Annotated in this window: 18 protein-coding genes; 4 read left to right on the top strand and 14 right to left on the bottom strand. The window is 66.7% G+C overall.

Annotation, left to right across the window (positions count from 1 at the left end; genetic code table 11):
- Positions 1 to 27: 27 nt before the first annotated feature.
- Complete coding sequence (locus ACN22W_RS08870) at positions 28 to 270, bottom strand: MbtH family protein (protein WP_419683594.1); 243 nt, start codon at positions 268 to 270, stop codon at positions 28 to 30.
- 88 nt (positions 271 to 358) lie between these two features.
- Positions 359 to 1,027 (bottom strand): RNA polymerase factor sigma-70, encoded by a 669-nt coding sequence (locus ACN22W_RS08865; protein ID WP_129514521.1) that lies wholly within the window; start codon positions 1,025 to 1,027, stop codon positions 359 to 361.
- A 325-nt stretch (positions 1,028 to 1,352) separates the two neighbouring features.
- On the opposite strand from ACN22W_RS08865, the gene ACN22W_RS08860 reads away from it, so the two are divergent.
- Together ACN22W_RS08860 and ACN22W_RS08855 are read left to right on the top strand one after the other, a co-directional pair.
- Positions 1,353 to 1,595: a hypothetical protein gene (locus ACN22W_RS08860; RefSeq protein WP_193098318.1), complete on the top strand. Its 243-nt coding sequence runs from the start codon at positions 1,353 to 1,355 to the stop codon at positions 1,593 to 1,595.
- A 48-nt stretch (positions 1,596 to 1,643) separates the two neighbouring features.
- On the top strand, positions 1,644 to 1,781 hold the full coding sequence (locus ACN22W_RS08855) for an HHHH-motif protein (protein ID WP_164992011.1): 138 nt from the start codon (positions 1,644 to 1,646) through the stop codon (positions 1,779 to 1,781).
- A 90-nt stretch (positions 1,782 to 1,871) separates the two neighbouring features.
- On the opposite strand, the gene ACN22W_RS08850 is transcribed toward ACN22W_RS08855, so the two are convergent.
- The 7 genes from ACN22W_RS08850 to ACN22W_RS08820 all read right to left on the bottom strand — a co-directional run bounded on the left by ACN22W_RS08850 (position 1,872) and on the right by ACN22W_RS08820 (position 13,381).
- Positions 1,872 to 2,894, bottom strand: a complete 1,023-nt coding sequence (locus ACN22W_RS08850) for a fimbrial protein (RefSeq protein WP_048243765.1) — start codon at positions 2,892 to 2,894, stop codon at positions 1,872 to 1,874.
- Positions 2,891 to 3,637, bottom strand: a complete 747-nt coding sequence (locus tag ACN22W_RS08845; RefSeq protein ID WP_419683590.1) for a molecular chaperone — start codon at positions 3,635 to 3,637, stop codon at positions 2,891 to 2,893. The genes ACN22W_RS08850 and ACN22W_RS08845 overlap by 4 nt, the downstream gene beginning before the upstream one ends.
- Before the next feature lie 16 nt (positions 3,638 to 3,653).
- Positions 3,654 to 6,107 carry a fimbria/pilus outer membrane usher protein gene (locus ACN22W_RS08840; protein ID WP_419687393.1) on the bottom strand — a complete coding sequence of 818 codons (2,454 nt, stop codon included), beginning with the start codon at positions 6,105 to 6,107 and terminating at the stop codon, positions 3,654 to 3,656.
- Between the two features lie 119 nt (positions 6,108 to 6,226).
- Positions 6,227 to 6,739 carry a fimbrial protein gene (locus ACN22W_RS08835; RefSeq protein WP_193098315.1) on the bottom strand — a complete coding sequence of 171 codons (513 nt, stop codon included), beginning with the start codon at positions 6,737 to 6,739 and terminating at the stop codon, positions 6,227 to 6,229.
- Positions 6,740 to 7,558: 819 nt separating this feature from the next.
- A complete protein-coding gene (locus tag ACN22W_RS08830) occupies positions 7,559 to 9,019 on the bottom strand; it encodes an efflux transporter outer membrane subunit (RefSeq protein ID WP_419687391.1) in 1,461 nt (486 codons plus the stop codon).
- Positions 9,019 to 12,156, bottom strand: a complete 3,138-nt coding sequence (locus ACN22W_RS08825) for a multidrug efflux RND transporter permease subunit (RefSeq protein ID WP_419683588.1) — start codon at positions 12,154 to 12,156, stop codon at positions 9,019 to 9,021. Before ACN22W_RS08825 ends, ACN22W_RS08830 begins: the two co-directional genes overlap by 1 nt.
- A 19-nt stretch (positions 12,157 to 12,175) precedes the next feature.
- Entirely contained in the window at positions 12,176 to 13,381 is a 1,206-nt protein-coding gene (locus ACN22W_RS08820) for a MexX/AxyX family multidrug efflux RND transporter periplasmic adaptor subunit (RefSeq protein WP_419683586.1), read from the bottom strand.
- Between the two features lie 149 nt (positions 13,382 to 13,530).
- Between ACN22W_RS08820 and ACN22W_RS08815 the strand changes: the two genes are divergently transcribed.
- Both ACN22W_RS08815 and ACN22W_RS08810 read left to right on the top strand, forming a co-directional pair.
- A complete protein-coding gene (locus tag ACN22W_RS08815; RefSeq protein ID WP_419683584.1) occupies positions 13,531 to 14,178 on the top strand; it encodes a TetR family transcriptional regulator in 648 nt (215 codons plus the stop codon).
- A gap of 338 nt (positions 14,179 to 14,516) precedes the next feature.
- Positions 14,517 to 15,782: a M23 family metallopeptidase gene (locus tag ACN22W_RS08810; RefSeq protein WP_419683582.1), complete on the top strand. Its 1,266-nt coding sequence runs from the start codon at positions 14,517 to 14,519 to the stop codon at positions 15,780 to 15,782.
- A 168-nt stretch (positions 15,783 to 15,950) separates the two neighbouring features.
- Here the strand turns inward: ACN22W_RS08810 and ACN22W_RS08805 are convergent, their stop codons facing one another.
- From ACN22W_RS08805 to ACN22W_RS08785, 5 genes are all read right to left on the bottom strand, one after another.
- Positions 15,951 to 16,676 carry an amino acid ABC transporter permease gene (locus ACN22W_RS08805; RefSeq protein WP_419683580.1) on the bottom strand — a complete coding sequence of 242 codons (726 nt, stop codon included), beginning with the start codon at positions 16,674 to 16,676 and terminating at the stop codon, positions 15,951 to 15,953.
- A 2-nt stretch (positions 16,677 to 16,678) separates the two neighbouring features.
- Positions 16,679 to 17,401, bottom strand: a complete 723-nt coding sequence (locus tag ACN22W_RS08800) for an amino acid ABC transporter permease (protein WP_419683578.1) — start codon at positions 17,399 to 17,401, stop codon at positions 16,679 to 16,681.
- 94 nt (positions 17,402 to 17,495) lie between these two features.
- Entirely contained in the window at positions 17,496 to 18,311 is an 816-nt protein-coding gene (locus tag ACN22W_RS08795) for an ABC transporter substrate-binding protein (RefSeq protein ID WP_129514511.1), read from the bottom strand.
- Positions 18,312 to 18,525: 214 nt separating this feature from the next.
- The gene (locus tag ACN22W_RS08790) at positions 18,526 to 19,218 is read right to left on the bottom strand and encodes an alpha/beta hydrolase (protein WP_419683576.1); all 693 of its coding nucleotides are present in this window, start codon (positions 19,216 to 19,218) and stop codon (positions 18,526 to 18,528) included.
- Positions 19,219 to 19,495: 277 nt separating this feature from the next.
- The gene (locus ACN22W_RS08785) at positions 19,496 to 21,001 is read right to left on the bottom strand and encodes an agmatine deiminase family protein (protein WP_419683574.1); all 1,506 of its coding nucleotides are present in this window, start codon (positions 20,999 to 21,001) and stop codon (positions 19,496 to 19,498) included.
- Between the last annotated feature and the right edge of the window lie 52 nt (positions 21,002 to 21,053).

Genomic DNA, 21,053 nt, shown 5'->3' with positions numbered 1-21,053 from the left:
TGGCGCGCCGGATCGCGGCGCAGCGGTTCACAACGCGCGCGATGCGCGCTCGCCGTCCATCGCGCGGCGCAGGCTTGCGGGGCGCATGTCGGTCCAGACTGTCTCGATGTGCGCGAGACAGTCGGCCTTCGGGCCGCTCACGCCGACCTCGCGCCAGCCGGCCGGCACGGGCCGGAACGTCGGCCAGATCGAATACTGTTCTTCGTCGTTGATGACGACCGTATAGACGAGATCGTCGGTGTCGGCGGAAGGCGTCGTGGCTTGCGTCATGATCGGAAAAAAGCGGGAGACGGTTGAAGGAGGCGAAGCGGCGAATTCGGCCGCTCCTGTCTGATAGACGATTGGCCGGCGCGTTTTTTTACCGCCGCCGCGCGCGGCCGCCGAGGAACACCGGGCACGCGACGCCGCGATGGCACGCGTCGAGGCATTCCGCGCAATGGCGCTCCGCGTCGCGCACCATGAAATGCACGAGCGTCTGCGATACGTTCAGCGCGCGCGCCGCGGTCTGCAGCGTTTCCTCGCGCAGCCGCACCATCTCGAAGGCCGCGCGGCTGCGTGCCGGCAGGTCGTCGAGCGCGGCCCATACGCGCTTCAGCGTATCGCGCGTCATCAGCGCGGCTTCCGGCGTCGGCTCGGACGACGGCACGTCGTAGCCGTCGTCCTCTTCCGTGTGATAGACGTTTTCGAGACTTTGCCGGCGGCACGCGTCGATCGACGCATTGCGCACCATCCGCGTCACATACGCGACCGGCTGGCGCACCGCGTCCTGGTTCGGGAATTCGACGAGCTTCACGAAAACATCGTGCACGACGTCCTCGGCACGGCTCGCGCAACCGACGAAGCCACGCGCGACATTCACCAGCATCGCGCGATGCGAGATCAGCACGTCGAGCAGCGCGCCCTGCACGCGGGGCTCCGCGGCACGGCGCGCACGCGGCGCGGCGCGCGGCGGCAGGTCCGGATAACTGCCGAGGAACGGGTTCGCCGTTGCCGCCGCCGGTCGGTCGAGCACTTCCGCCATGGCCATCGATCTGCTCCGTCAAATTCCGAGATAGCGCAATTTAACGTAAACGCAAATCATTCTCAATCCGATTACCGAATGGCCCTTTCAGTTGTCAGGATTTGTCTGAACAATTGACGGAATCGCTGCGCGGGCGGATGGGACACCCGCCATTGGCCGTGGTGCGCGGTTATCGGCAATCCCGAACGGCGTGACCGGCTTGCGCGTCGTCGAGCCGATCTTTCACGTGCCTGACGAAGCGCCTGCACCTGTCATGGGCGGTAGCAACTTCTTACCACGTGAAATTTAGGGGGCTCGTACGATCTAGCTGCTGTTTCCAAGGGAGAAAACCATGAAATCCATCGTGTTATCCGCTGTCATGGTTGGCGCGCTATCGAGCGTGATGCTGACCGGATGCGTTGCCTACCCTGCCGGTCCGGCTCAAGTCACGATCGGCTGGCATGGCGATCGTTACTGGGACGGCAATCGCTACTGGGAGCGCCGCGATTGGGAAGCGCAGCATCAGCGCGGAAATGACGACCGCCGGGACGACCATCGGGACGACCGGCGCGACGATCAACGGCCGCAGTGGTAATGCCCCTCCTGCTCCGGTGATCCGCACTTCAACGACAAGGACTTCAACATGAAAACGCTACTGAAAACGCTGACCGTCGCGGCTTTGGCCGCCGCCGTGCTCGTGCCGGCCATCGCCGAAGCGCACCAGCACCGCGAGTGCCACTTCGACCATCATCATCACAAGGTGTGCCGCTGGGTGCGTTGAGCATCACGCAGCAGATGCGGAAAAGCGCCGGGATGCCGGCGCTTTTTTTCATTGTCGCGACTGACCGTACGGTGCCCGGCCCTGGTTCGCTCAATAGATGAACAGCCGGATCGTTGCGGTCGCATCGAATCTCCCGATCTTCGGCGGCCCGAACGACTTCAGCACCGCGTCCATCAATACGCTCTGGTTCATCACGTTGGACGGGAACTGAGCCAGATTGAACTGTTCGTTGAACGGAATTGCCTTACCCTGGCTGTCCTCGATGCCGATACCGAAATTGCTGTCTTTCGCGGGCACCAGCAAGCCGTTCCGAACCGGATAGCTCGTTTCGAAATACCCGTCGACGCGTACCGCGACATTGCATTTCTTGGTCAACGACAACGAGAACCGCTTGCGCGGCACCGCCGGCATGAAGCCGTTGCCGACCGCCTGCACCTGTCCGAAATTGACGATGCCCGGTTCGGGCGTGACCAGCACATCGACGAAGCACGGTGTCGGCTTGAGGTTGCGCAGGCCGCTCAGGCGATACTGGAAGCTCGGGTTGTACGCGTTCAGCCCGAACTCGCCATCGAACTGGAACACCGTGTAGATATCGCTCGGCGGCTGAACCCAGTTGCCCTTCTTGCGCACGACGACCTGATAGTCGATGCTGATTCGCGTCTGCTGGCAACGTCCGCGGTCGAAGTCATACTTGCTGCATGGCGGCACCGAATAACCGGTGAACACCCCGCCGCCGCGGTTGCTGGTCTTGTCGAAATAGTCGATGCCCTTGTAGCGGATACCGATCTCGAGCCCCCACGACGCAGGGTTCGTGCGATTCGGATTCGCGTAGAAATAGATGTTGTCGACGACTTTCAGGCTGCCGTCGTCACCCAGATCCTTGTAGCAATACCCCGATGTCGTGCGCACCGGCGACACCCAGATCACGTATCCGTCCGGCGCGTCGGTCGGATACGACGCAACGCCGCCGATCGGCTCGGTCAATGACGTTGCACCGCTGTTGGTCAGGCACCGCAGCGCCCATGCGGGCTGCACGGCCGCGACCAGCAATACGAGCACGATCCAGCGCAACCATGCCGCCGGCGATTCCCGATGCCGCATTCCCCCGCTCATTTCTTCACGCTCTTGCAGGCACCCGCATCGCACGCATACTCGACCGCCACCTGGCCGCCGTAATCGTCGATATGCGTGACGAACAGCGTCGCCGGCGTCGCGGCCTTGAACGGCACGTCGGCCGTGCTCATCGGGCTCACCATCACCGGCTCGATCGGCACCGGCGTCTTCTGCGCGCCCGCGCTCACGTCGACCACCGTCACGTGGTACGGCGTCGGATTGTCGAACACCAGCTTGTGCGCGGCCGCGTCCACCCGCAGCGTCATCGGCAGCGTCCAGTCCTCGTCGCGCGCGGGCTGCACGGCCTTCGGCCGGTAGAACAGCTTCATCTGCGTATGCAGCGCGATCTGCAGCGTATTCGGCGTATCGGTCTTCGGCGGCACTTCGCGGATGTTCAGGTAGAACACCGATTCGCGATCGGCCGGCAGTTCGGTGCCAGGCAGTTTCGCGATCCGCAGCACGTTGCGCTCGTTCGCCTCGACGCGCTGCAGCGGCGGCACGACCATCAGCGGCGACGTGATCTTGTTGCCCTTCGCGTCCTCGAGCCACGACTGCACGAGATACGGATACGTCGTGCTCTTGTTGGTGATCGTGACGATCGCGGCCTGTTCGCCTTCGTTGAAGATCACACGCGTGCGATCGGGCACGATCGCCGCATGAGCGGCACCCGCGAGCAGCACGCCGGCGGTCGCGAGCACGCATGACGCGCGTCGCAGGAAAGAAAGGGACAAAGAGTTTTTCATCGCTGGATCCGTGAAATCATCGTTCGACCCGCGCGGCCGCTGCGTGCGACTCGCCGGGCGTCTGGCACGTCACCGGAATCGGCGTGCCTTCGAGTTGAAGCTGGTTCGGCAGTGCGTCGACCGTGCAGAGCGTGCGTTCGCCCGCGCGCACCGCAAGCGTGGATTTCGGCTGAACCTGGGTCAGGAACGCGGCGCCGCCCTCGCCGACGATGCCGAGCTCTTTGCCGTTCGCCGCGTCCTGCACCGACGCACCGAACGGCAGCGGCTTGCCGGCCGGGTCGGTCAGCGTCAGGTACAGGTTGCTGCCGCGCGCGGCGGAGAATTTCACGAAGCCGATCGCGCCGTCGGTCAGCACCATGCGCTGGATCGGGTTCGTCACCTGCACTTCGAGCGGCAGCTTCTCGACGTTGACGGTCGCGTCGTACACGTTGTACGGCGAGATGCCGTCGAGCACCGCGTAGCCGCGCGAATTGGTATGCGCGAGCGTGCCGGACAGCGGCACGTCGGGCACGCCGTCGGTCGACACCAGCAGCCGCGTATCGCCCGCGTTGCCGTTCGCGTGCGCGGAAACACCGTACTGCGTCGCGACGAACGAGCCGTCGACTTCGAGCGACGCGGCCGCATACGCATTGGCGAGCGTCGACGCCTGTGCCGTGAGCTGGTACGCCGACGTGCGCTGGCGGTAGCTCGCGTTCGCCGACGCGCGGCCGTCGGTCGCGCCCGCGTTGACCTGGTAGGTGCGGCCGTCCGGATCGTCGTAGATATAACCCGCGTTCACGCTCGTGCTGCCGCTGCCCGTCGTCAGGTTCGACGTGACGGTGTGGCGGCCGCCGATCGGCAGCGTCGCGGTGACCGAGAACTGGTTGCCGCTTCCGCCCGCGCTCTGCGTGCGAAATGCCGACATGCTGACGTTCACGTTGCGCAGCGCGCCGATCGAAAACGCGCGCGTCAGCGTGAGGCCGACACGCTGCTCGGACGAGCGCGCCCAGTAGGTCGTCTGGTCGTACGAGAAATAGGTCGACGTGTCGCCGAAGCGCTTCGACATCGTCGCCGAGTAGCGCTGCTTGCTGTTGGCCAGGCCGTACGCGGTCGGATCGCCCGAGAACTGCGCGAAGTTCGTGTAGTCGCGCTCGGAGAAGCGATAGCCGAAGAAGCGCACATCGGCGTCGAGCCCGTCGAAGTGCTTCGAATAATTGATGCGATACGAGTTGCCGTTGCGCGTCGCGCCGTTCCACCACAGGCGCGCCCGCGCATGCGTGACGTCGGCCGACACCGCGCCGAACGTGCCGAAATCGCGGCCGACGCCGAGCGCGAGCGACGTGTAGCCCGACGCGGCGATGAAGCCGCCATACACCGTGACGTCGAACGGCAGGCCGTACGCCATTTCGCCGAAGCCGAAGAACGGCGTGATGCCGGCGCCGCCGAACAGGCGCGGCTTGCCGACGGCGGCCTTGTAGCGCAACTGCCCGGTACGCGCGAGGAACGGCACCGCGGCCGTCGTCACCTGGAAGCGCTGCACGCTGCCGTCCTCTTCCTCGACCGCGACGTCGAGCGTGCCCTGCACGCTCGTGTTGATGTTCTGCAGCGCGAAGGCGCCCGGCGACACGCGCGTCACGTACAGCACGCGGCCCGCCTGCGACACGGTCACGGTCGCGTTGGTACGCGCGACACCCGCGATCAGCGGCGCATAACCGCGCAGCGAAGGCGGCAGCATGCGGTCGTCGCTGCGGATCGACGCGCCCGTCAGCGCGAACGTGTCGAAAATGTCGGAGGTCAGGTAGTCGTCGCCGAACGTCACCGTCGACTGGATCGACGGCAGCGCGCGAAACGCGTAAAGCCGGCTGAAGCGGAACGTGCGGTCCGCGTACGCCGTGTTGCCCACGTTCGATTGCGCCTGGTAGTCGCCGCGAAAGCGCCATGCATCCCAGTTCGCGCCAACCGTCCCGTAGGCCTGGATCGAATTCGTCTGTCCGCCGCCCGCACCGAAATTGCGGTTCGTGTTCGCGATCACGCGATAGTCGAGCATCGCGCCCGGAATCCCTTCGGACCAGCGCTCCGGCGGCAGGTAGGTCGAATCGGTGAACTCGAGCGCGGCCTGCGGAATCGTGATCTTGAGCCGCCCGTCGCTCTTCAGGTAACGCACGGTCGCCCCCTCGATCGCACCGAGATCGACGCAGCGTCCGCCCTGGAAGCGCGGCAGGTCCTTCGCGAGCGACGGCTTCAGCCCGAACTGCGCGACGAGCTCCGGCCGCAGGCACGGCTTGCCCGCCCCGGATGCGTCCACCGCGATGAACTCGATCGACTGCAGCCCGTAGAACAGGTCGTTGACCTGCACGTCGAGCATGTATTCGCCCGGCAGCGTGAAGTCGGCCTGCGAGAACTGCGACAGATCGACGTTGTTCGTGCCGTCGATGTTCAGAAACGACGAATTGAATTCCGTCGCATGGCTCTGGCTGCCGACGACCAGCACGGAGACGCAAAGGAAGGAATGTCTGATTCGCACGCGGCGCTACCGGAAGTCCGAGAAGGAGAAAAACGGGAGGAATGTGAACGAGGAAGGGTGCGCGCACCCTTCCCCGGTACGGCGGCTTACTGGTAGCGGACCGTGAAGTTCGCGACGCCGTCGGCGGTACCCGGCGTGACGCCGGCTGCCGTTGCTTCGTACATGGCTGCGAAGCGAGCGATGTTCGTGCCGTTTTGCAGCACGGTCGGGGCCTTCTGCTCGGCGCCGTTGTCGAGGTATTCACCCGACGCGGCCTGCAGGCGGATGCCGACGTTGGTTGCCGAGCCGATCGTGGCGAGCAGCTTCGGCTGGCCCGCGCTCGACGTGCCCGTGAACGTGAAGTACGCGTTCTGCGCGATGCTCGTGTCGCAGTCGGTCAGCTTGATGTCGAAGTTGGTCGGCGTGGACTTGTCGCCAGCCTGCTTGAACACGTTGGTCGGCACCTTGCCGAGGTTCACGGTCTGGTTGACCGAGCCCGAATCGATGCCGCATGCGCCCGCGACGATCTCGCCCGTGAAGTTGATCGTGCCGGTGCCCGCTGCGAAGGCCGAGGTCGACAGGGCCGCGAGTGCGACAGCGGTCAGGATGGTTTTTTTCATGACGTTTCCCGTAAGGAGTGCAAATGGATTGGACGACGTGGCGGACACAAACGGCAGCGTGTGGTTGGCTTCCGTCCGTCACGAGGCGGCATTATCGAGATAATCATGAAAGATTTCTGTAAATCATTGTCAAATGTCTCTGACAATGTCCAATTCACCCCCTGAAAATCACATTCTTTCCTGTCAATTTTCAATCCCGCATTTTTTATCCGCAGTCCTTTTTTATTTGACGGAACCAATTGAAGATTAAAGATATTTTCGGCCAGCAACGATCGACACCCCGTCCAGCCTTGCTGGTATTGGCTCGCCCAGGATCCATCCCGCAAAAGACAAAACATTGTCCAATGCCGCCATCGTTGCCAAGCGACAACGCCAATCCCAATTCATTTTCAACAACCAGGAAATTAAAACGGAGCTTCAATCAACCCCAATTTAGCGCGCAAACGATTGCGGCATAAATACAAACGTTTTACCGCGACACTTTGCCACCCTCATTAATTCCAATACATGGATTAATCGGAGCGTCAATTCCCGATCGGGAATCGAACGCATGCGCGGCCGCCGGAACGCAATTTGTCCGCAGACTGGACGACGCAGGAAAGAAAGAGACGCGGCACACGTGTGCGCCGGGTTGCGACACGATCGGTCGCGCAAGGCGGGACGTAAAACGTTTGGCAGGCTGAGGCCAACGGAGAAAGGTATCGCCGCTGGCGATCGGCGATTCAGCGGATAACGGTATCAGTCGAATCGGCGGCGGCACGTCGAATCGTGCCGCCGCCGTCTTGCCGCCCGACGCGCCGCGGCGTCAGGCGAACGGGCTTACGCGGAAGCCGCGGCTTCCGCTGACGCCGGCGCCCAGCCGCCGCCGAGCGCGCGATACAGCGCAATCGCGTTCGCGAGCCTGAGCTGCTTGAGGCGGATCAGCTCCTGCCCCGACTCGTACGTGCTGCGCTGCGCGTCGAGCAGTTCGAGATACGTCGCGACGCCGCCCGCGTAGCGACGCTCCGCGAGCTTCAGCCGCGCGCCGTCCGCCGTGTACACGTCCTGCTGCGCGGCCAGCTGGCGATCGATCCAGTCGCGCGCGGCGAACGCGTCGGCCACTTCGCGGAACGCGGTCTGCACGGTCTTCTCGTATTCGGCGACCGCGATGTGCTTGCGCGCGTTCGCGACATCGAGATTCGCGCGATTGCGTCCGCCCGCGAAGATCGGCAGCGTGATGCGCGGCGCGAACGTCCATACGCTCGTGCCGGCCGCGAACAGGCTCGAGAACGCGTCGCTGACCGAGCCGTAGTCGGTCGTCAGCGCGACGCGCGGGAAGAACGCCGCGCGTGCGGCGCCGATCTGCGCGTTCGCGGCCTGGAGCCTCGCCTCGGCCTGCCGGATGTCCGGCCGTCGTTCGAGCAGCGCGCTCGGTGCGCCCGGTGCCACGGGCGCGATCGACAGCGTGTCGAGCGCGGTCGCGTCGCCGGGCACGTTGCGCGCGAAGTCGCCCGCGAGCAACTGCAGCGCCCGCACGGCCTGCGCATGCTCGCGCTGCAGCGCGGCCTGCGACGCGCGCGCGGATGCCACCAGCATCTCGGCCGAGCGCAGCTCGATCGCATCGCTCGTGCCGGCCGCGTAGCGGCGCTGCGTAAGCGCGGCCATGCGTTCGCGCGCGTCGAGCGTGCGCTGCGCCAGCGCGAGCTGCTCGTGCAGCGAACGCTCCGATACGTACGCGCTCGCCACTTCGGCGATCACGCCGATGCGGACCGTGCGCTGTGCATCGGCCGTCGCGAAATATTCGGCCAGCGCCGCGTCGGACAGGTTGCGCACGCGGCCGAACAGGTCGAGCTCGTACGCGCTGACGCCGACACCCGCGCGATACAGCCCGCTGATCGCGCTTTCGCGCACGACCGGGTCGTACTGGCGCGCGCGTTCATAACCGAGATTCGCATCGACCGACGGCATCAGGTCCGCACGCTGCACGCCGTATTGCGCACGCGCCTCCTCGAGCCGGCCGGCCGCGATCCGCAGGTCGCGGTTGTTTTCGAGCGCCGCGTCGATCCATGCCTGCAATGCCGGATCGGTGAAATACGCATGCCAGTCGTCGAGCAGTGCGGCATCGGCCGCGGTGCCCGGCGCCGCAGCCGGCGCCAGGCTGCCGTCGACCGGTGCATAAGTGGACGGCACGGGCGCCGCCGGACGCTCGTAACGCGGCGCGAGCGAGCAGCCGGCGAGCGCGAGCGCGACGGCCAGCGCGAGCTGAGCGCGCAGCGCGGCGCGTGCATTCAGCGCAAACATCATTGCGATCCCTCCATCGTCGCCGGCTGCGCCCCGCCGCGCCGGCGCGGGCCGACGTCGAACAGGCGGCCGACGATCACGAAAAACAGCGGGACGAGAAACACCGCGAGCACGGTCGCCGTGATCACGCCGCCGAGCACGCCGGTGCCGATCGCCATCTGCGCGCCGGACGCGGCGCCCGACGCGAACGCGAGCGGCAGCACGCCGACGCCGAACGCGAGCGACGTCATCACGATCGGCCGCAGCCGCAGGCGCGCGGCCTCGAGCGCCGCGTCGACCAGCGACATGCGCTGCGCGACCAGATCCTTCGCGACTTCGACGATCAGGATCGCGTTCTTCGCGGACAGCCCGATCGTCGCGATCAGCCCCACCTTGAAATAGATGTCGTTCGGCATCATCCGCAGCGTGACGCCGAGCACCGCGCCGATCACGCCGAGCGGGACGACCAGCATCACCGCGAACGGGATCGACCAGCTCTCGTAGAGCGCCGCGAGCGCGAGGAACACCACGAGTACCGACAGCGCGAACAGCATCGGCGCCTGCGCGCCCGACAGCCGCTCCTCGAACGACTGCCCCGACCACGAGAAACCGATGCCGGCCGGCAGCTTCGCGGCGATCCGCTCGATCGCCGTCATCGCCTCGCCGCTGCTGTGGCCTTCCGCGGCCGAGCCGTTGATCGTGAACGACGGATAGCCGTTGTAGCGCGTGAGCTGCGGCGGCCCGAGCGTCCAGTGCAGCGTCGTGAATGCCGCGAGCGGCACCATCTCGCCGCGCGCGTTGCGCACGCGCAGCTTCTTCACGTCGTCGGGATCGAGCCGGTGCAGCCCGTCGGCCTGCACGACCACGCGCCGCACCTGCGTGCCGTGCATGAAATCGCCGATATAGTCCGAGCCGAACATCACCGCGAGCGTCGTGTTGATCTCTTCCATCGACACGCCGAGCGCGGAGGCCTTCGCGCGATCGATGTCGAGCTTCAGCTGCGGCGCGTCCTGCGTGCCGGCGAACATCAGGTCGGTCAGCGCGCGGTCCTTGCCGCCCGCCGCGAGCAGTTGCTCGCGCGCGGCGCTGAACGTCGCGTAGTCGAGCCCGCCGCGATTCTGCAGCCGGAAGTCGAAGCCGCTCGACGAGCCGAGATCGGGCAGCGCCGGCGAGTTCATCGCGAACACCGTCGTGTTCGGCGTGCCGCCGAAACGTTCGTTGATGCGCGCGACGATCGCCTGCACGTGATCGTGCTCGGCCTTGCGCTCCTTCCAGTTCTTCAGCGTGACGAAGATCATCCCGCCGTTCGGCCCTTCGCCGTACAGGTTGAAGCCGCCGAGCGCGAACGTATACGCGGCCGGCTCGTCGTTGCGGATATACGACTCGACCTCACGCACGCTCTGCATCGTTTCCGCGAGCGGCGTGCCTTGCGGCCGGATCACCATCACCATGAAGTTGCCCTGGTCCTCGTCCGGCAGGAACGCGGTCGGCAGTTGCGTGAGCATCAATCCCGCCGCCGCGGTCAGCGCACCGTATACGACGAGCCAGCGCACCGGCTTCTTCAGCATCGCGCCGACGCGCGTCGCGTAGCGCTGCGTCGCACGCGCGACGAAACGGTTGAACCAGCCGAAGAAACCGCGCTTCTCGTGATGGTCGCCGTTCACGGGCTTGAGCAGCGTCGCGCACAGCGCGGGCGTCAACGACAGCGCGAGGAATGCCGAGAAGCCGATCGACACCGCGAGCGACAGCGCGAACTGCCGGTAGATGTTGCCCACCGCGCCGCCGAAGAACGCCATCGGCACGAACACCGATGTCAGCACCACGGTGATCCCGATGATCGCGCCGCTGATCTGCGTCATCGCCTTGACGGTCGCGTCATACGGGCCGAGCCCTTCCTCGACCATCAGGCGCTCGACGTTCTCGACCACGACGATCGCGTCGTCGACGAGGATGCCGATCGCGAGCACCATCCCGAACATCGTCAGCACGTTGATCGAGAAGCCGGCCGCGTACATCACGCCGAACGTGCCCGCGAGCGCGACCGGCACGACGAGGGTCGGGATCAGCGTCGCGCGCAGGTTCTGCATGAACAGGAACATCACGAGGAACACGAGCACGCCGGCCTCGATCAGCGTCGTGACGACCTTGTTCATCGACACGCGCACGAACGACGACGTCTCGTACGGGATCTGGTACTTCACGCCCGGCGGGAAGTACGCGGACAACCCGTCCATCGCCGCGCGCACGCGCTTCTCGGTGGAGACCGCGTTCGAGCCCGGCGCGAGCTTGATGCCCATGCCGGTCGCGACCTTGCCGTTCACGTACGACGGATAGTTGTAGTCGTTGCCGCCGAACTCGATGCGCGCGACGTCGCGCAGGAACAGCGCGGAGCCGTCGGCCTGCGTGCGCAGCGCGATCGCGCCGTAATCGGCCGGCGTCTTCAGCGGCGCGTCGGCGAACACGGTCGCCGCGATCGGCGCGCTGTCCGGCACCGCGCTGCGGCCGATGTCGCCGATCGTCACGCGCGCGTTGTGCGCGCGCACGGCCGACGCGATGTCCGACGCGGTGAGGCCGTGCCCGGCCATCTTCACCGGGTCGGGCCAGATCCGCATCGCATATTCGGCGCCCCAGAACTGCACCCTGCCGACACCCTCGACGCGGCGCAGCGCCTGCACGACGTTCGCCGACGCATATTCGCCGAGCTGCACGTCGGTCATCCGCCCGTCGTCGGACGTCAGCGACACGACGAGCTGGATGTTGTCGGCGGCCTTCTCGACCTGGATGCCGTCGCGGCGCACCGGCTCGGGCAGCCGCGCCTCGACCGTCTTCAGCCGGTTCTGCACTTCGACGGCCGCGAGATCGGCGTTCACGCCCTGCTTGAACGTCAGGTACAGCGACGCCATCCCGGCGCTGCTCGTCGCCGACGTATACATCAGCCCCGGCGCGCCGTTCATTTCGCGCTCGATCAGCGCGGTCACCGATTCCTCGACGACCTGCGCGGACGCGCCCGGGTACGTCGCATAGATGCTGACGACGGGCGGTGCGATGTCCGGGTACTGCGCAACGGGCAGCGCACGGATCGCGAACGCGCCGCCCAGCATGATGAAGATTGCGATCACCCACGCGAAGACGGGGCGATCGATGAAGAAACGTGCCATGGTGGTTGGTTTGAACCGGTCAGGTTTGACGGGCGGCCGCCTGCGAAGCGGCCGCTGCCGGCGCCGCCTTCGACGGCGACGCCTTCTCGACGGGCTTGACGGCCGTATCGGGCGCGAACTGCGCGGCGTTGTCGACGATCACGCGCTCGCCGCCCGTCAGGCCGCGCGTGATGCGCCAGTCACGGCCGCTCATCTGGTCGGCCGCGACCTCGACGTCCTTGACCTTGCCGTTCGCGCCGACCACGCGCACCGACGTGCGGTCGGCCGTGCGCAGCAGCGCGTCGCGCGGCACGAGGATCGCCCGCTGGTCGACCGCCGTATCGAGCGCGATCCGCACATACGCGCCCGGCAACAGCTCGCGCTCCGGGTTCGGGAACAGCGCGCGCATCGCGACGGTGTCGGTGGTCGGATCGACCGCGAGATCGCTGAACAGCAGCTTGCCCTTCAGCGGATACGCGGTGCCGTCGGCGCGCAGCAGCGTCACCGCGATGTCGTGCTGCGCGATGCCCGTCGCGCGCCCGCTCTTCACCGCGCGGCGCAGTGCGTCGACGTCGGCGGCCGGCTGCGAGAAGTTCACGTAGATCGGATCGAGCTGCTCGACGGTCGTGAGCGGCGTCGCCTGGTCCTGGCCGACGAGCGCGCCTTCGGTCACGAGCGCGCGCCGTGCGCGGCCCGCGATCGGCGCGGTGACGGTCGCATAGTCGAGCTGCAGCTGCGCACGCGCGAGCTCGGCCTTCGCGGACGCAACCTCGGCCTTCGCCTGCGTGTCGCCCGCGACGGCCTCGGTATGGTCGCGCTCGCTCACCGCGCGGTCGCGCACGAGATCGTCGTAACGGCGGCGCTTGTCGCTCGCCGCGAGCAAAGCGGCCTGCGCCTTCGCGAGCGCACCCTGCGCGGCGTCGCGCGCGGCCTTCAGCGGCGCGGGATCGATGCGGAACAGCACCGCACCCTGCTTCACTTCCTGGCCTTCCTCGTAGGTGCGCGCGGTGACGATGCCCGCGACCCGCGCGCGCACTTCCGCCTGCCGGTATGCGTCGAGCCGGCCCGGCAATTCGACGGTCATCGGCACGGCCGTCGGGCGCACCGTCACGACGGTCGCCTGCTTCGCGGTCTCTTTCTCCGCGTCCTGCTCGCCCTTGCCGCATCCGGCCACGACGAGCGCAGCCGCCAGCGTGAACGGCGCCAGCCGGCGGCAGCGCGACAGGAAGCAATTGTTGTTATTCATGGTGACCTCGGATCGTTCGCCGCCGATACAATGCGGCGGCTCAGGGTGGCCGATTATAATCAGTCACGACTGATTAATTAAACGCTGTTTCAATCCGACCGCCACACTGTCTCAATAAAACGACAGCGAATTGAAAGGAAACTCACGACATGGCCCGCAAGACCCGGGAAGAATCGCTCGCCATCAAGCACCGGATCCTCGACGCCGCCGAGCTCGTGCTGCTCGAGAAAGGCGTCGCGCAGACCGCGATGGCGGACCTCGCCGAGGCCGCCGGGATGTCGCGGGGCGCCGTCTACGGCCACTACCGCAACAAGATGGAAGTGTGTCTCGCGATGTGCGACCGCGCGTTCGCGCGCACGTCGGAAGGTTTCGACGCGGGCGAAGGCCTGCCGCCGCTCGCCACGCTGCGGCGCGCCGCGTCGCACTACCTGCAGGAATGCGGCGAGCCGGGGCCGATGCAGCGCGTGCTCGTGATCCTCTATACGAAATGCGAGCAGAGCGAGGAAAACGGCGCGCTGCAGCGGCGCCGCATGCTGCTCGAACTGCAGATGCTGCGGATCACGAAGGCGCTGCTGCGCCGCGCGATCGCGGCCGGCGAGCTCGCCGCCGATCTCGACGTGCACCTGGCCGCCGTCTATCTCGTGTCGCTGCTCGAAGGCGTGTTCGCGTCGATGATCTGGACCAACCGGCTGCGCGGCAACCTGTGGAACGACGCAGAGGCGATGCTCGACGCCGGTTTCGACACCGTCCGCACGTCCGCCGCGCTGCACGGCCGCGCGCAAAAATTGCCGGACTGACGAAAATCGTCGTAACAAATGCTGATTTAACCCGATTTACCGCACTGCGAAACGAACGAGCTGACCCCCTTTAAAATTTTTAACGTTTCGCGGAACATCGGTAGACTGACGCTGTCATCTTTCTTTAGCGTCTTCGTGATAACCGGGTTCGACCCGGTATGCACGCCGCCGTTCGAAGCGGGCCCGCCCCGCGCGTTGGGTCGAACGGAAACGACACAGGCCCCTGGCGGGGCCTGTTTTGTTGCACGCCCGCCGCCCGCCCCGTCGCCCTTCGACGGTTGTGCCGCCGTCGGCCCCTGCCCACACCCCCTTGAACCGCTCTCCTGGATGTGGACACCTTGGTCAAGTCTGCCGCAACTCCTGATGCTTTCGCGCCCGGCCGCGCGCAGCGCGTCGTGCGCGCGCTCGTGCCGGCCGCCGTGCTCGGTGCCCTCGCCGCCCTCGGTCTCGCCGCCGCGCTGCCGGCCGTGTCGCAACTGCCCGGCGCCGTCGATACCGGCACCGCCGCGCTGCCGCAGCGCGTGCTGTCCGACACGCCGTTTCCCACCGCGCAACATTTCGTGACGAGCGAGCTCGCTCGCACGATCGGCGAGCGCAATGAACACGTCGAACGCAACGACCGCAGCCTGCAGCCCGGCCTGTTCGCGCCGCTCAGCGCACACCGCAACGACATGCTCGGTTATGCGAGCCTGTTCCAGCTCGCACCGCCCGAGAACCAGCACGGGATGCGCGCCGGCAACATCGAGCTCACGCTGTCCGATACGCTGAACCGTCTCGACGTGCCGCCCGAGGTGCGCATCCAGCTTGGCGATCTCGTCACCGGCAAGGTCGCGATGCGCGCGAGTGCGCAGCGCGGCGACTATTACCGCGTCGCGTTCGACACCAACGACGGCACGCCGCGCCTCACCGCGTTCGAGTTGCGCGTCGCCGGCCGCACGTTCGGTGCGATCTGGTTCCGTGCGCCCGGTGCCGAACACGGCGCGTACTATGCGCTCGACGGCTCGCCGCTCGAAGCCGCCGCGTTCACGATGCCGGTCAAGTGGACGCGCATCAGCTCGTTCTTCGGCGAACGCATCCATCCGCTGTCGCAGGCGATGGCGTTCCATACGGGCGTCGATCTCGCCGCGCCGAGCGGTACGCCCGTCGACGCGGCGGCCGACGGCGTCGTGTCGTTCGCCGGTTTCGATCCGGGCGGCTACGGCCGCTACGTGATCGTCGATCACGCGGACGGCTACTCGACCTACTACGCACACCTGTCCGCGTTCGCGCGCGGCCTCAAGACGGGTGAAAGCGTGAAGCAGGGCCAGCGGATCGGCTCGGTCGGGATGACGGGTGCCGCAACGGGCCCGCACCTGCATTTCGAGGTGCGCGTCGCGAACAATCCGGTCGACCCGCTCGTCACGCTCGCCAGTGCGCAGACGGCGCTGTCCGACATGCAGCTCACCGCGTTCCGCCAGGAAGCGGCGCAATGGCGCTTCCGCCTCGCGTCGATCGATACGACGCCGTTCGCGTTCGCGCAGAACGACGGCCCGCTGTGGGGCGATTTCGCGACCGACAAGTCGACACTGCGCGCGGTCTTCAACACACACTACACGGCATCGTGACGCGCGTGCCGCCCGCCGTCGCGCCGGCAGCGGCGACGCAGGCGGCCAGTCGTCTGCCCGCCTTGTCCGATCTGCACGCCGCGCCCGACCTGCGCGGCGTGCGGTCCATCGCGGATCACTGGCAATTCGGCGCCGGCCGCTCTCCGCGGCCACGGCCGTGATGCATCGTCACCGCGCGGGCTCCGTGCGCTCGGCCGTCGCCTGCCCGACGCGTTCCGCACGCGGGCCGCGCGACAGCAGCCAGCGCGCCGCGCCGTCGAGCGACGTGCACAGCACCAGATAGATCACCGCGACGAACAGGAAGATCGGCGCCGGATACACCATCAGCCGGTTGTTCACCTGCGTCGCGACGAACGACAGTTCCGGCACGCCGACGATATACGCGAGCGACGTGTCCTTCACGAGCGCGACCCACTGGTTCACGAACGACGGCGTCATGATCCGGATCGCCTGCGGCAGCAGCACGTAGCGCACCGTCTGCCAGCGCGTGAGCCCGAGCGACAGCCCGGCCTGCCATTGCCCGTGCCCCGCCGCGACGATGCCCGCATGCACCGCATGCGCGAGATACGCACCGCCGATCAGCGCGAGCGCGCAAACGACCGTCGCGAGCCCCGGCACGTCCATGTGCAGCAGCATGGGCATCAGGAAATACGTCCAGAAGATCAGCATCAGCACCGGAATCGCGCGGAAGAAGCCGATGAACGCGAGCAGCAGCACGCGTACGGGGCCGCGCGCGAGCGCCATCGCGACGCCGAGCGCGACACCGAGCACGGCCGACGTTATGGCGGACGCGATCGCAAGCACCAGCGACAGCGCGGCGCCGCCGAGCGGGCCTTCCGGGAATGCGCCGACGAGCAGGTACGGCAGGTTGGCGAGCAGCAGCGAAAAATCCATCGTCAGCGCCCCGCTCCCAGCCTGTCGCGCCATTGCGTGGCCGCGTATGCGCCGGCCTCGATCGCGGCCACCGCCGCGACGTACAGCACGGTCGCGACGCCGAACGCGGCGAAGGTCTTGAACGTTTCCGTTTCGACCTGTCGCGATGCATACGACAGCTCGGCCACGCCGATCGCCATCGCGAGCGACGAGTTCTTCACGAGATTCATGTATTGACCGCACAGCGGCGGCAACGCGATACGCACGGCCTGCGGCAGCACCACATAACGCAGCGACTGCATCGGCGTGAGGCCGAGCGCGGCCGCCGCGTCGTGCTGCGCGCGCCGTACGCCGCGCAGGCCGGCTTCGCATTCCTCGGCGACGAACGCGGCCGTGTACGCACTCAGCCCGACCCAGCCCGCGACGAATTCGAACGACGGCCAGGCGAGCGTGAACGGGCCAGCGCTCACTGCATGGCTTGCGTTCAGCCACGCGATCCACGTGTCGGGCAGCAGCGACGCCACGCCGAAATACCAGAACAGCAACTGCACGAGCAGCGGCGTGTTGCGAAACGCGACGACATACGCGGACGCCGTCATGCGCAGGGCCGTGCTGCGCGCGTGACGCATGACCGCGAGCAACAGCCCGCCGGCGGTCGCGGCGACGGCCGACGCGGCCGCGAGGCCGAGTGTCAGCAGGAAACCCTGCCAGAGCCAGAACAGATATTTGGGAGCCAACCCGAGCATGCCTGGGTGCGCGCGCCAAGCGCGCGATCGGAAGAAAACGGAAAGCGCCGCGACGCCGATGTTCCGGCAGGTCGCGGCGCGCGTGCGGCGTGGCTCAGGTCTTGTCGCCGATGCGGAAGATGCGCGTGAGCGGCGTCTTCGTCGTCGGCCCGAACCAGGCGTCGTAGATCTGCACGGCGCGGCCGTTCGCCTCGAGCCCCTTCAGCGTGTCGTTGACGAAACCGAGCAGGCGCGTCTCGCCCTTCGGCACGCCGACGCCCATGTAGTCGTTCGAGATCGTGAAGGCCGGGATCTCGTAGTTCTGCTTGTCGGGCACGTTCGCGAGCAGGCCGATCAGCTTCGGGCCGTCCTGCGTGATCGCCTGCACGTTGCCCGCGCGCAGCGCGGCGAACGCGAACGGCGTGTCGTCATAAGCGACGATCGTCGCCTTCGGGAATTTCTCGCGCAGCGTGATTTCGTTCGTCGTGCCCTTGTCCGCACCAACGCGCAAACCGCTCAACTGGTCGGCCGATTTCAGCACGCCCTTCTTCGCGAGAAACTGCTGGCCCGACGAGAAATACGGAATGCTGAAGTCGACCTGCTTCGCGCGCTCGTCGGTGATCGTGAAGTTCGCGAGCACGAGGTCGACCTTGCCGGACGTCAGGAACGGAATGCGGTTCGCGGGGTTGGTCGGCTGGAGTTGCAGCTTCACGCCGAGCTTGTCGGCGAGCGCCTTCGCATAGTCGACGTCGAGACCGACGATGTGGTTGTTCTTCGCGTCGACATAACCGAACGGCGGGTTGCTGTCGAACGTCGCGACGCGCAGCACGCCGGCCTTCTTGATGTCGTCGAGGCGATCCGCATGCGCGACGGTGCCGGCGGTAATGAGCGCGGCCCCGACGAGCCACGTAGCGAGAGTGTGGAATTTCATGAGCACGACCTGTCTTGTTATGAAGGCCGCCGCGGATCGCGCGGCGGCCCGGTTCGAGGAACATCGCGACGCGTGTGGGTCGCGAAGCCGCTAACGTATCAGCGCGTGCGGCGAATTCGAACCAACAAATGGTGCTTTGCTCAGCGGGTTTCGTGATGAGCGATACCGGCCGCGGGCGCGGCATGGCGCTGCGCCCTTCCCGCCGATCCTTGCCTCATCCGGCAAGCGACGCAGCCGCTTCGTCGATCAGCGCGGCGACCGCCACCGGTTTCGACGCGAGCGACGCATGGCTCGCATCGAGCGTGATGACCTTGCGTGCATTCATCCGCGCCGACATCCGCTCCTGGTTCTCCGGCGCAATCATCCGGTCCTCGCTCGAGATCTGGTACCACGACGGCTTCGTGCGCCACGCGGGTGTGCTGACGGTGTCCGCGAACGTGCTCGCCAACGGCGCCTTCTGCGTGACGGCCATCACGAGCGCTTCGTCCGACGAAAGGTCCTGGCAGAAGCTCTCGTGGAATTTGTCGGGCTTGAGCCACAGATAACCATCGCTGTCGGGCGCGAGATTCGGCGCGGCCACCGGCAGGTGTTCCTGCGTGATCGCGCCGGGGCTTTCGCCGGCGTCCGGCGCGAACGCGGCAATGAACACGAGGCCCGAGACATTCGGCAGGTTGCCGGCCTCGCTGATCACCGCCCCGCCGTACGAATGGCCGACCAGCAGCACGGGGCCGTCCACCTGCCTGACCATCTTGCGCGTGCGTTCTGCATCGTCGGCGAGCGATGTCAGCGGCATCTCGACCGCATGCAGCGACACATGACCCTTGCGCGCAAGTTCGACGATCACTTTTGCCCAGTGCGCGGCACCGCCCCAGAAGCCGTGCACGAGCACGATCGCGGGTTTGCTCATGGTGTTTCTCCTTGACGTGGCATGTCATCGAAACGTCACCGGCCCGGCCGATCCGGACCGCCGCGCGGACACGCAGCAACCAGCATAGGCGAGTCGCCTCTCGCCACCAACCCCGCACGGGCCGACGTGAGATGCAGCGCACAAAAAAAGACGCCCGCTGCAAGCAGCGGGCGCGAATCCCAGTCAAGGAGGTGTCACACGAACTACGGGTTCAGATTAAGGAAATCGCGCGTCACGGACAACGAATCGATTTCCATATCGATATGACACGACACGCTCATGCCGGCACTTCCCGGGTCGCGCAGTGGATGCCGCCGCCCCCGGACGCGATGCCGAGGATGTCGACCTGCACGATCGCGCGCTTCCCCGCATACGGGCGGAGGGCGGCGACCGCGGCCGCGTCGGCCGCCGCGTCGTTGAACTTCGGCATCACGATCGCGCCGTTGCACGTGTAGAAGTTGATGTAGCCGGCCGCGAAATGCGACAGCTGCCTTTCGCTCAGGCTCGTGCCGGCCGACGTGCCGAAGTTGACCGGCGGCACGAGTTCGACAATCTGCAGCGGCCGGCCATTCGCATCGGTCTGGCCGGCGAGGCGTTGCCGGTTCGCATCCGTCAATGCGCGCTCGCCAGTCGAATTCGACGCGTCGTAGCAGCACGCGACCACACCCGGCGCGAGAAACCGCGCATAGAAATCGACGTGGCCGTTCGTGATGTCGCTCTCGCCGGCCGGCGTCGCCGCGCCACCGGCACCGCCCACGCCGGCACCGCGCGGATAGGTTGCCGTGCCCGGCAGCCAGATGATCTTGCGCACGCCGAGCGTACGCTGCAACTCGGCGAGCACGGTATCTTTCGCCGTCGGCAGCAGTGTCGCGTTGGCGATGACACCGTTGGGGATGTCGAACAACTGCGGATTCCGGTTCACGTGCAGCACGGCCGATTCGGTAAGGATCGCCGTCGCATCACCGTCGAATTCGATCGCACCGCCTTCGAGCGTCAACGCGCTGCGGATCAGGTTCGCGCCTTTCGTCTGTGCCATCCAGCCCGCCACCGTACTGTCGCGGCCGAACGGCTGGAAGAACTTGCCCGCCTTCGACCGGTTGCTCGCGGCGGCTACCGCCGGCGGGATCGTCGCGCCGACGCCGTCGGTGTTTGCGTTGCCCCAGCCGTTGAAATTGAAGCCGACCGCGTTCAGCGCATTGCCGTTCGCGGTGTCCCTGACGAACACGCAGCCCGTGTCGCGCACCCAGAAGTCATTGAAGCCGTCGGCTAGCGGCACGAGGGTGATCCCGCCCGTGCCCGCCGGACGCGCCGCATAACGTGCATGCAGGTCGGGATTCGCGACGCTTGCAGTCGCGAGCAGCGCGCGGGCCGCGTCGAGATCGGCCGGCAGCACCAGCATGTTGACCGGCTCGGTTGCGCCGATCGCTTTCGCGACGTCCATCAGGTCGGCCCGAACCCGGTCGATGCCGGCATCCGTGCTTTGCGACGTGACGGGCATCCAGATGCCTTCCGTGCCGGACGCGAAAGCCATGTAGGTCGACGCGTGCGGCGCATCTTCGGCCGGCAGCCGGTACACGGCCTGCCGAGCCGACGGCGTCGGTGGCGTCACGCGCGGCGCGGAAGCCGCATCGGACGCTCCGTCGCCGCCACCGCACGCGGCCAGGCTGCCCAGCAGCGGCATGCCGAGCCACGCGGCCGAACAGCGGATGAATCCGCGTCGGCCGGTATCCGGCATGTGCCGCACGTGTTTGTCCACGCTTGCACGGGTCCCTTTTTTCGTCATGTGTTCACTCCATTGCGCAGCCGGCGCGCGTGCGCACGCCGGCTTCCGTCTA

The organism is Burkholderia theae, assembly GCF_048565265.1.
GTDB lineage: Bacteria > Pseudomonadota > Gammaproteobacteria > Burkholderiales > Burkholderiaceae > Burkholderia > Burkholderia theae.
Note: the sequence above shows the minus strand (reverse complement) of the source record. Positions and strands in the feature narration are given on the sequence as shown.

Bases quoted from the DNA above. Each gene is read 5' to 3' on its own strand.
- ACN22W_RS08870 (WP_419683594.1), bottom strand. From the start codon at position 270: ATGACGCAAGCCACGACGCCTTCCGCCGACACCGACGATCTCGTCTAT.
- ACN22W_RS08865 (WP_129514521.1), bottom strand. From the start codon at position 1,027: ATGGCCATGGCGGAAGTGCTCGACCGACCGGCGGCGGCAACGGCGAAC.
- ACN22W_RS08860 (WP_193098318.1), top strand. From the start codon at position 1,353: ATGAAATCCATCGTGTTATCCGCTGTCATGGTTGGCGCGCTATCGAGC.
- ACN22W_RS08855 (WP_164992011.1), top strand. From the start codon at position 1,644: ATGAAAACGCTACTGAAAACGCTGACCGTCGCGGCTTTGGCCGCCGCC.
- ACN22W_RS08850 (WP_048243765.1), bottom strand. From the start codon at position 2,894: ATGAGCGGGGGAATGCGGCATCGGGAATCGCCGGCGGCATGGTTGCGC.
- ACN22W_RS08845 (WP_419683590.1), bottom strand. From the start codon at position 3,637: ATGAAAAACTCTTTGTCCCTTTCTTTCCTGCGACGCGCGTCATGCGTG.
- ACN22W_RS08835 (WP_193098315.1), bottom strand. From the start codon at position 6,739: ATGAAAAAAACCATCCTGACCGCTGTCGCACTCGCGGCCCTGTCGACC.
- ACN22W_RS08830 (WP_419687391.1), bottom strand. From the start codon at position 9,019: ATGTTTGCGCTGAATGCACGCGCCGCGCTGCGCGCTCAGCTCGCGCTG.
- ACN22W_RS08825 (WP_419683588.1), bottom strand. From the start codon at position 12,156: ATGGCACGTTTCTTCATCGATCGCCCCGTCTTCGCGTGGGTGATCGCA.
- ACN22W_RS08820 (WP_419683586.1), bottom strand. From the start codon at position 13,381: ATGAATAACAACAATTGCTTCCTGTCGCGCTGCCGCCGGCTGGCGCCG.
- ACN22W_RS08815 (WP_419683584.1), top strand. From the start codon at position 13,531: ATGGCCCGCAAGACCCGGGAAGAATCGCTCGCCATCAAGCACCGGATC.
- ACN22W_RS08805 (WP_419683580.1), bottom strand. From the start codon at position 16,676: ATGGATTTTTCGCTGCTGCTCGCCAACCTGCCGTACCTGCTCGTCGGC.
- ACN22W_RS08800 (WP_419683578.1), bottom strand. From the start codon at position 17,401: ATGCTCGGGTTGGCTCCCAAATATCTGTTCTGGCTCTGGCAGGGTTTC.
- ACN22W_RS08795 (WP_129514511.1), bottom strand. From the start codon at position 18,311: ATGAAATTCCACACTCTCGCTACGTGGCTCGTCGGGGCCGCGCTCATT.
- ACN22W_RS08790 (WP_419683576.1), bottom strand. From the start codon at position 19,218: ATGAGCAAACCCGCGATCGTGCTCGTGCACGGCTTCTGGGGCGGTGCC.
- ACN22W_RS08785 (WP_419683574.1), bottom strand. From the start codon at position 21,001: ATGACGAAAAAAGGGACCCGTGCAAGCGTGGACAAACACGTGCGGCAC.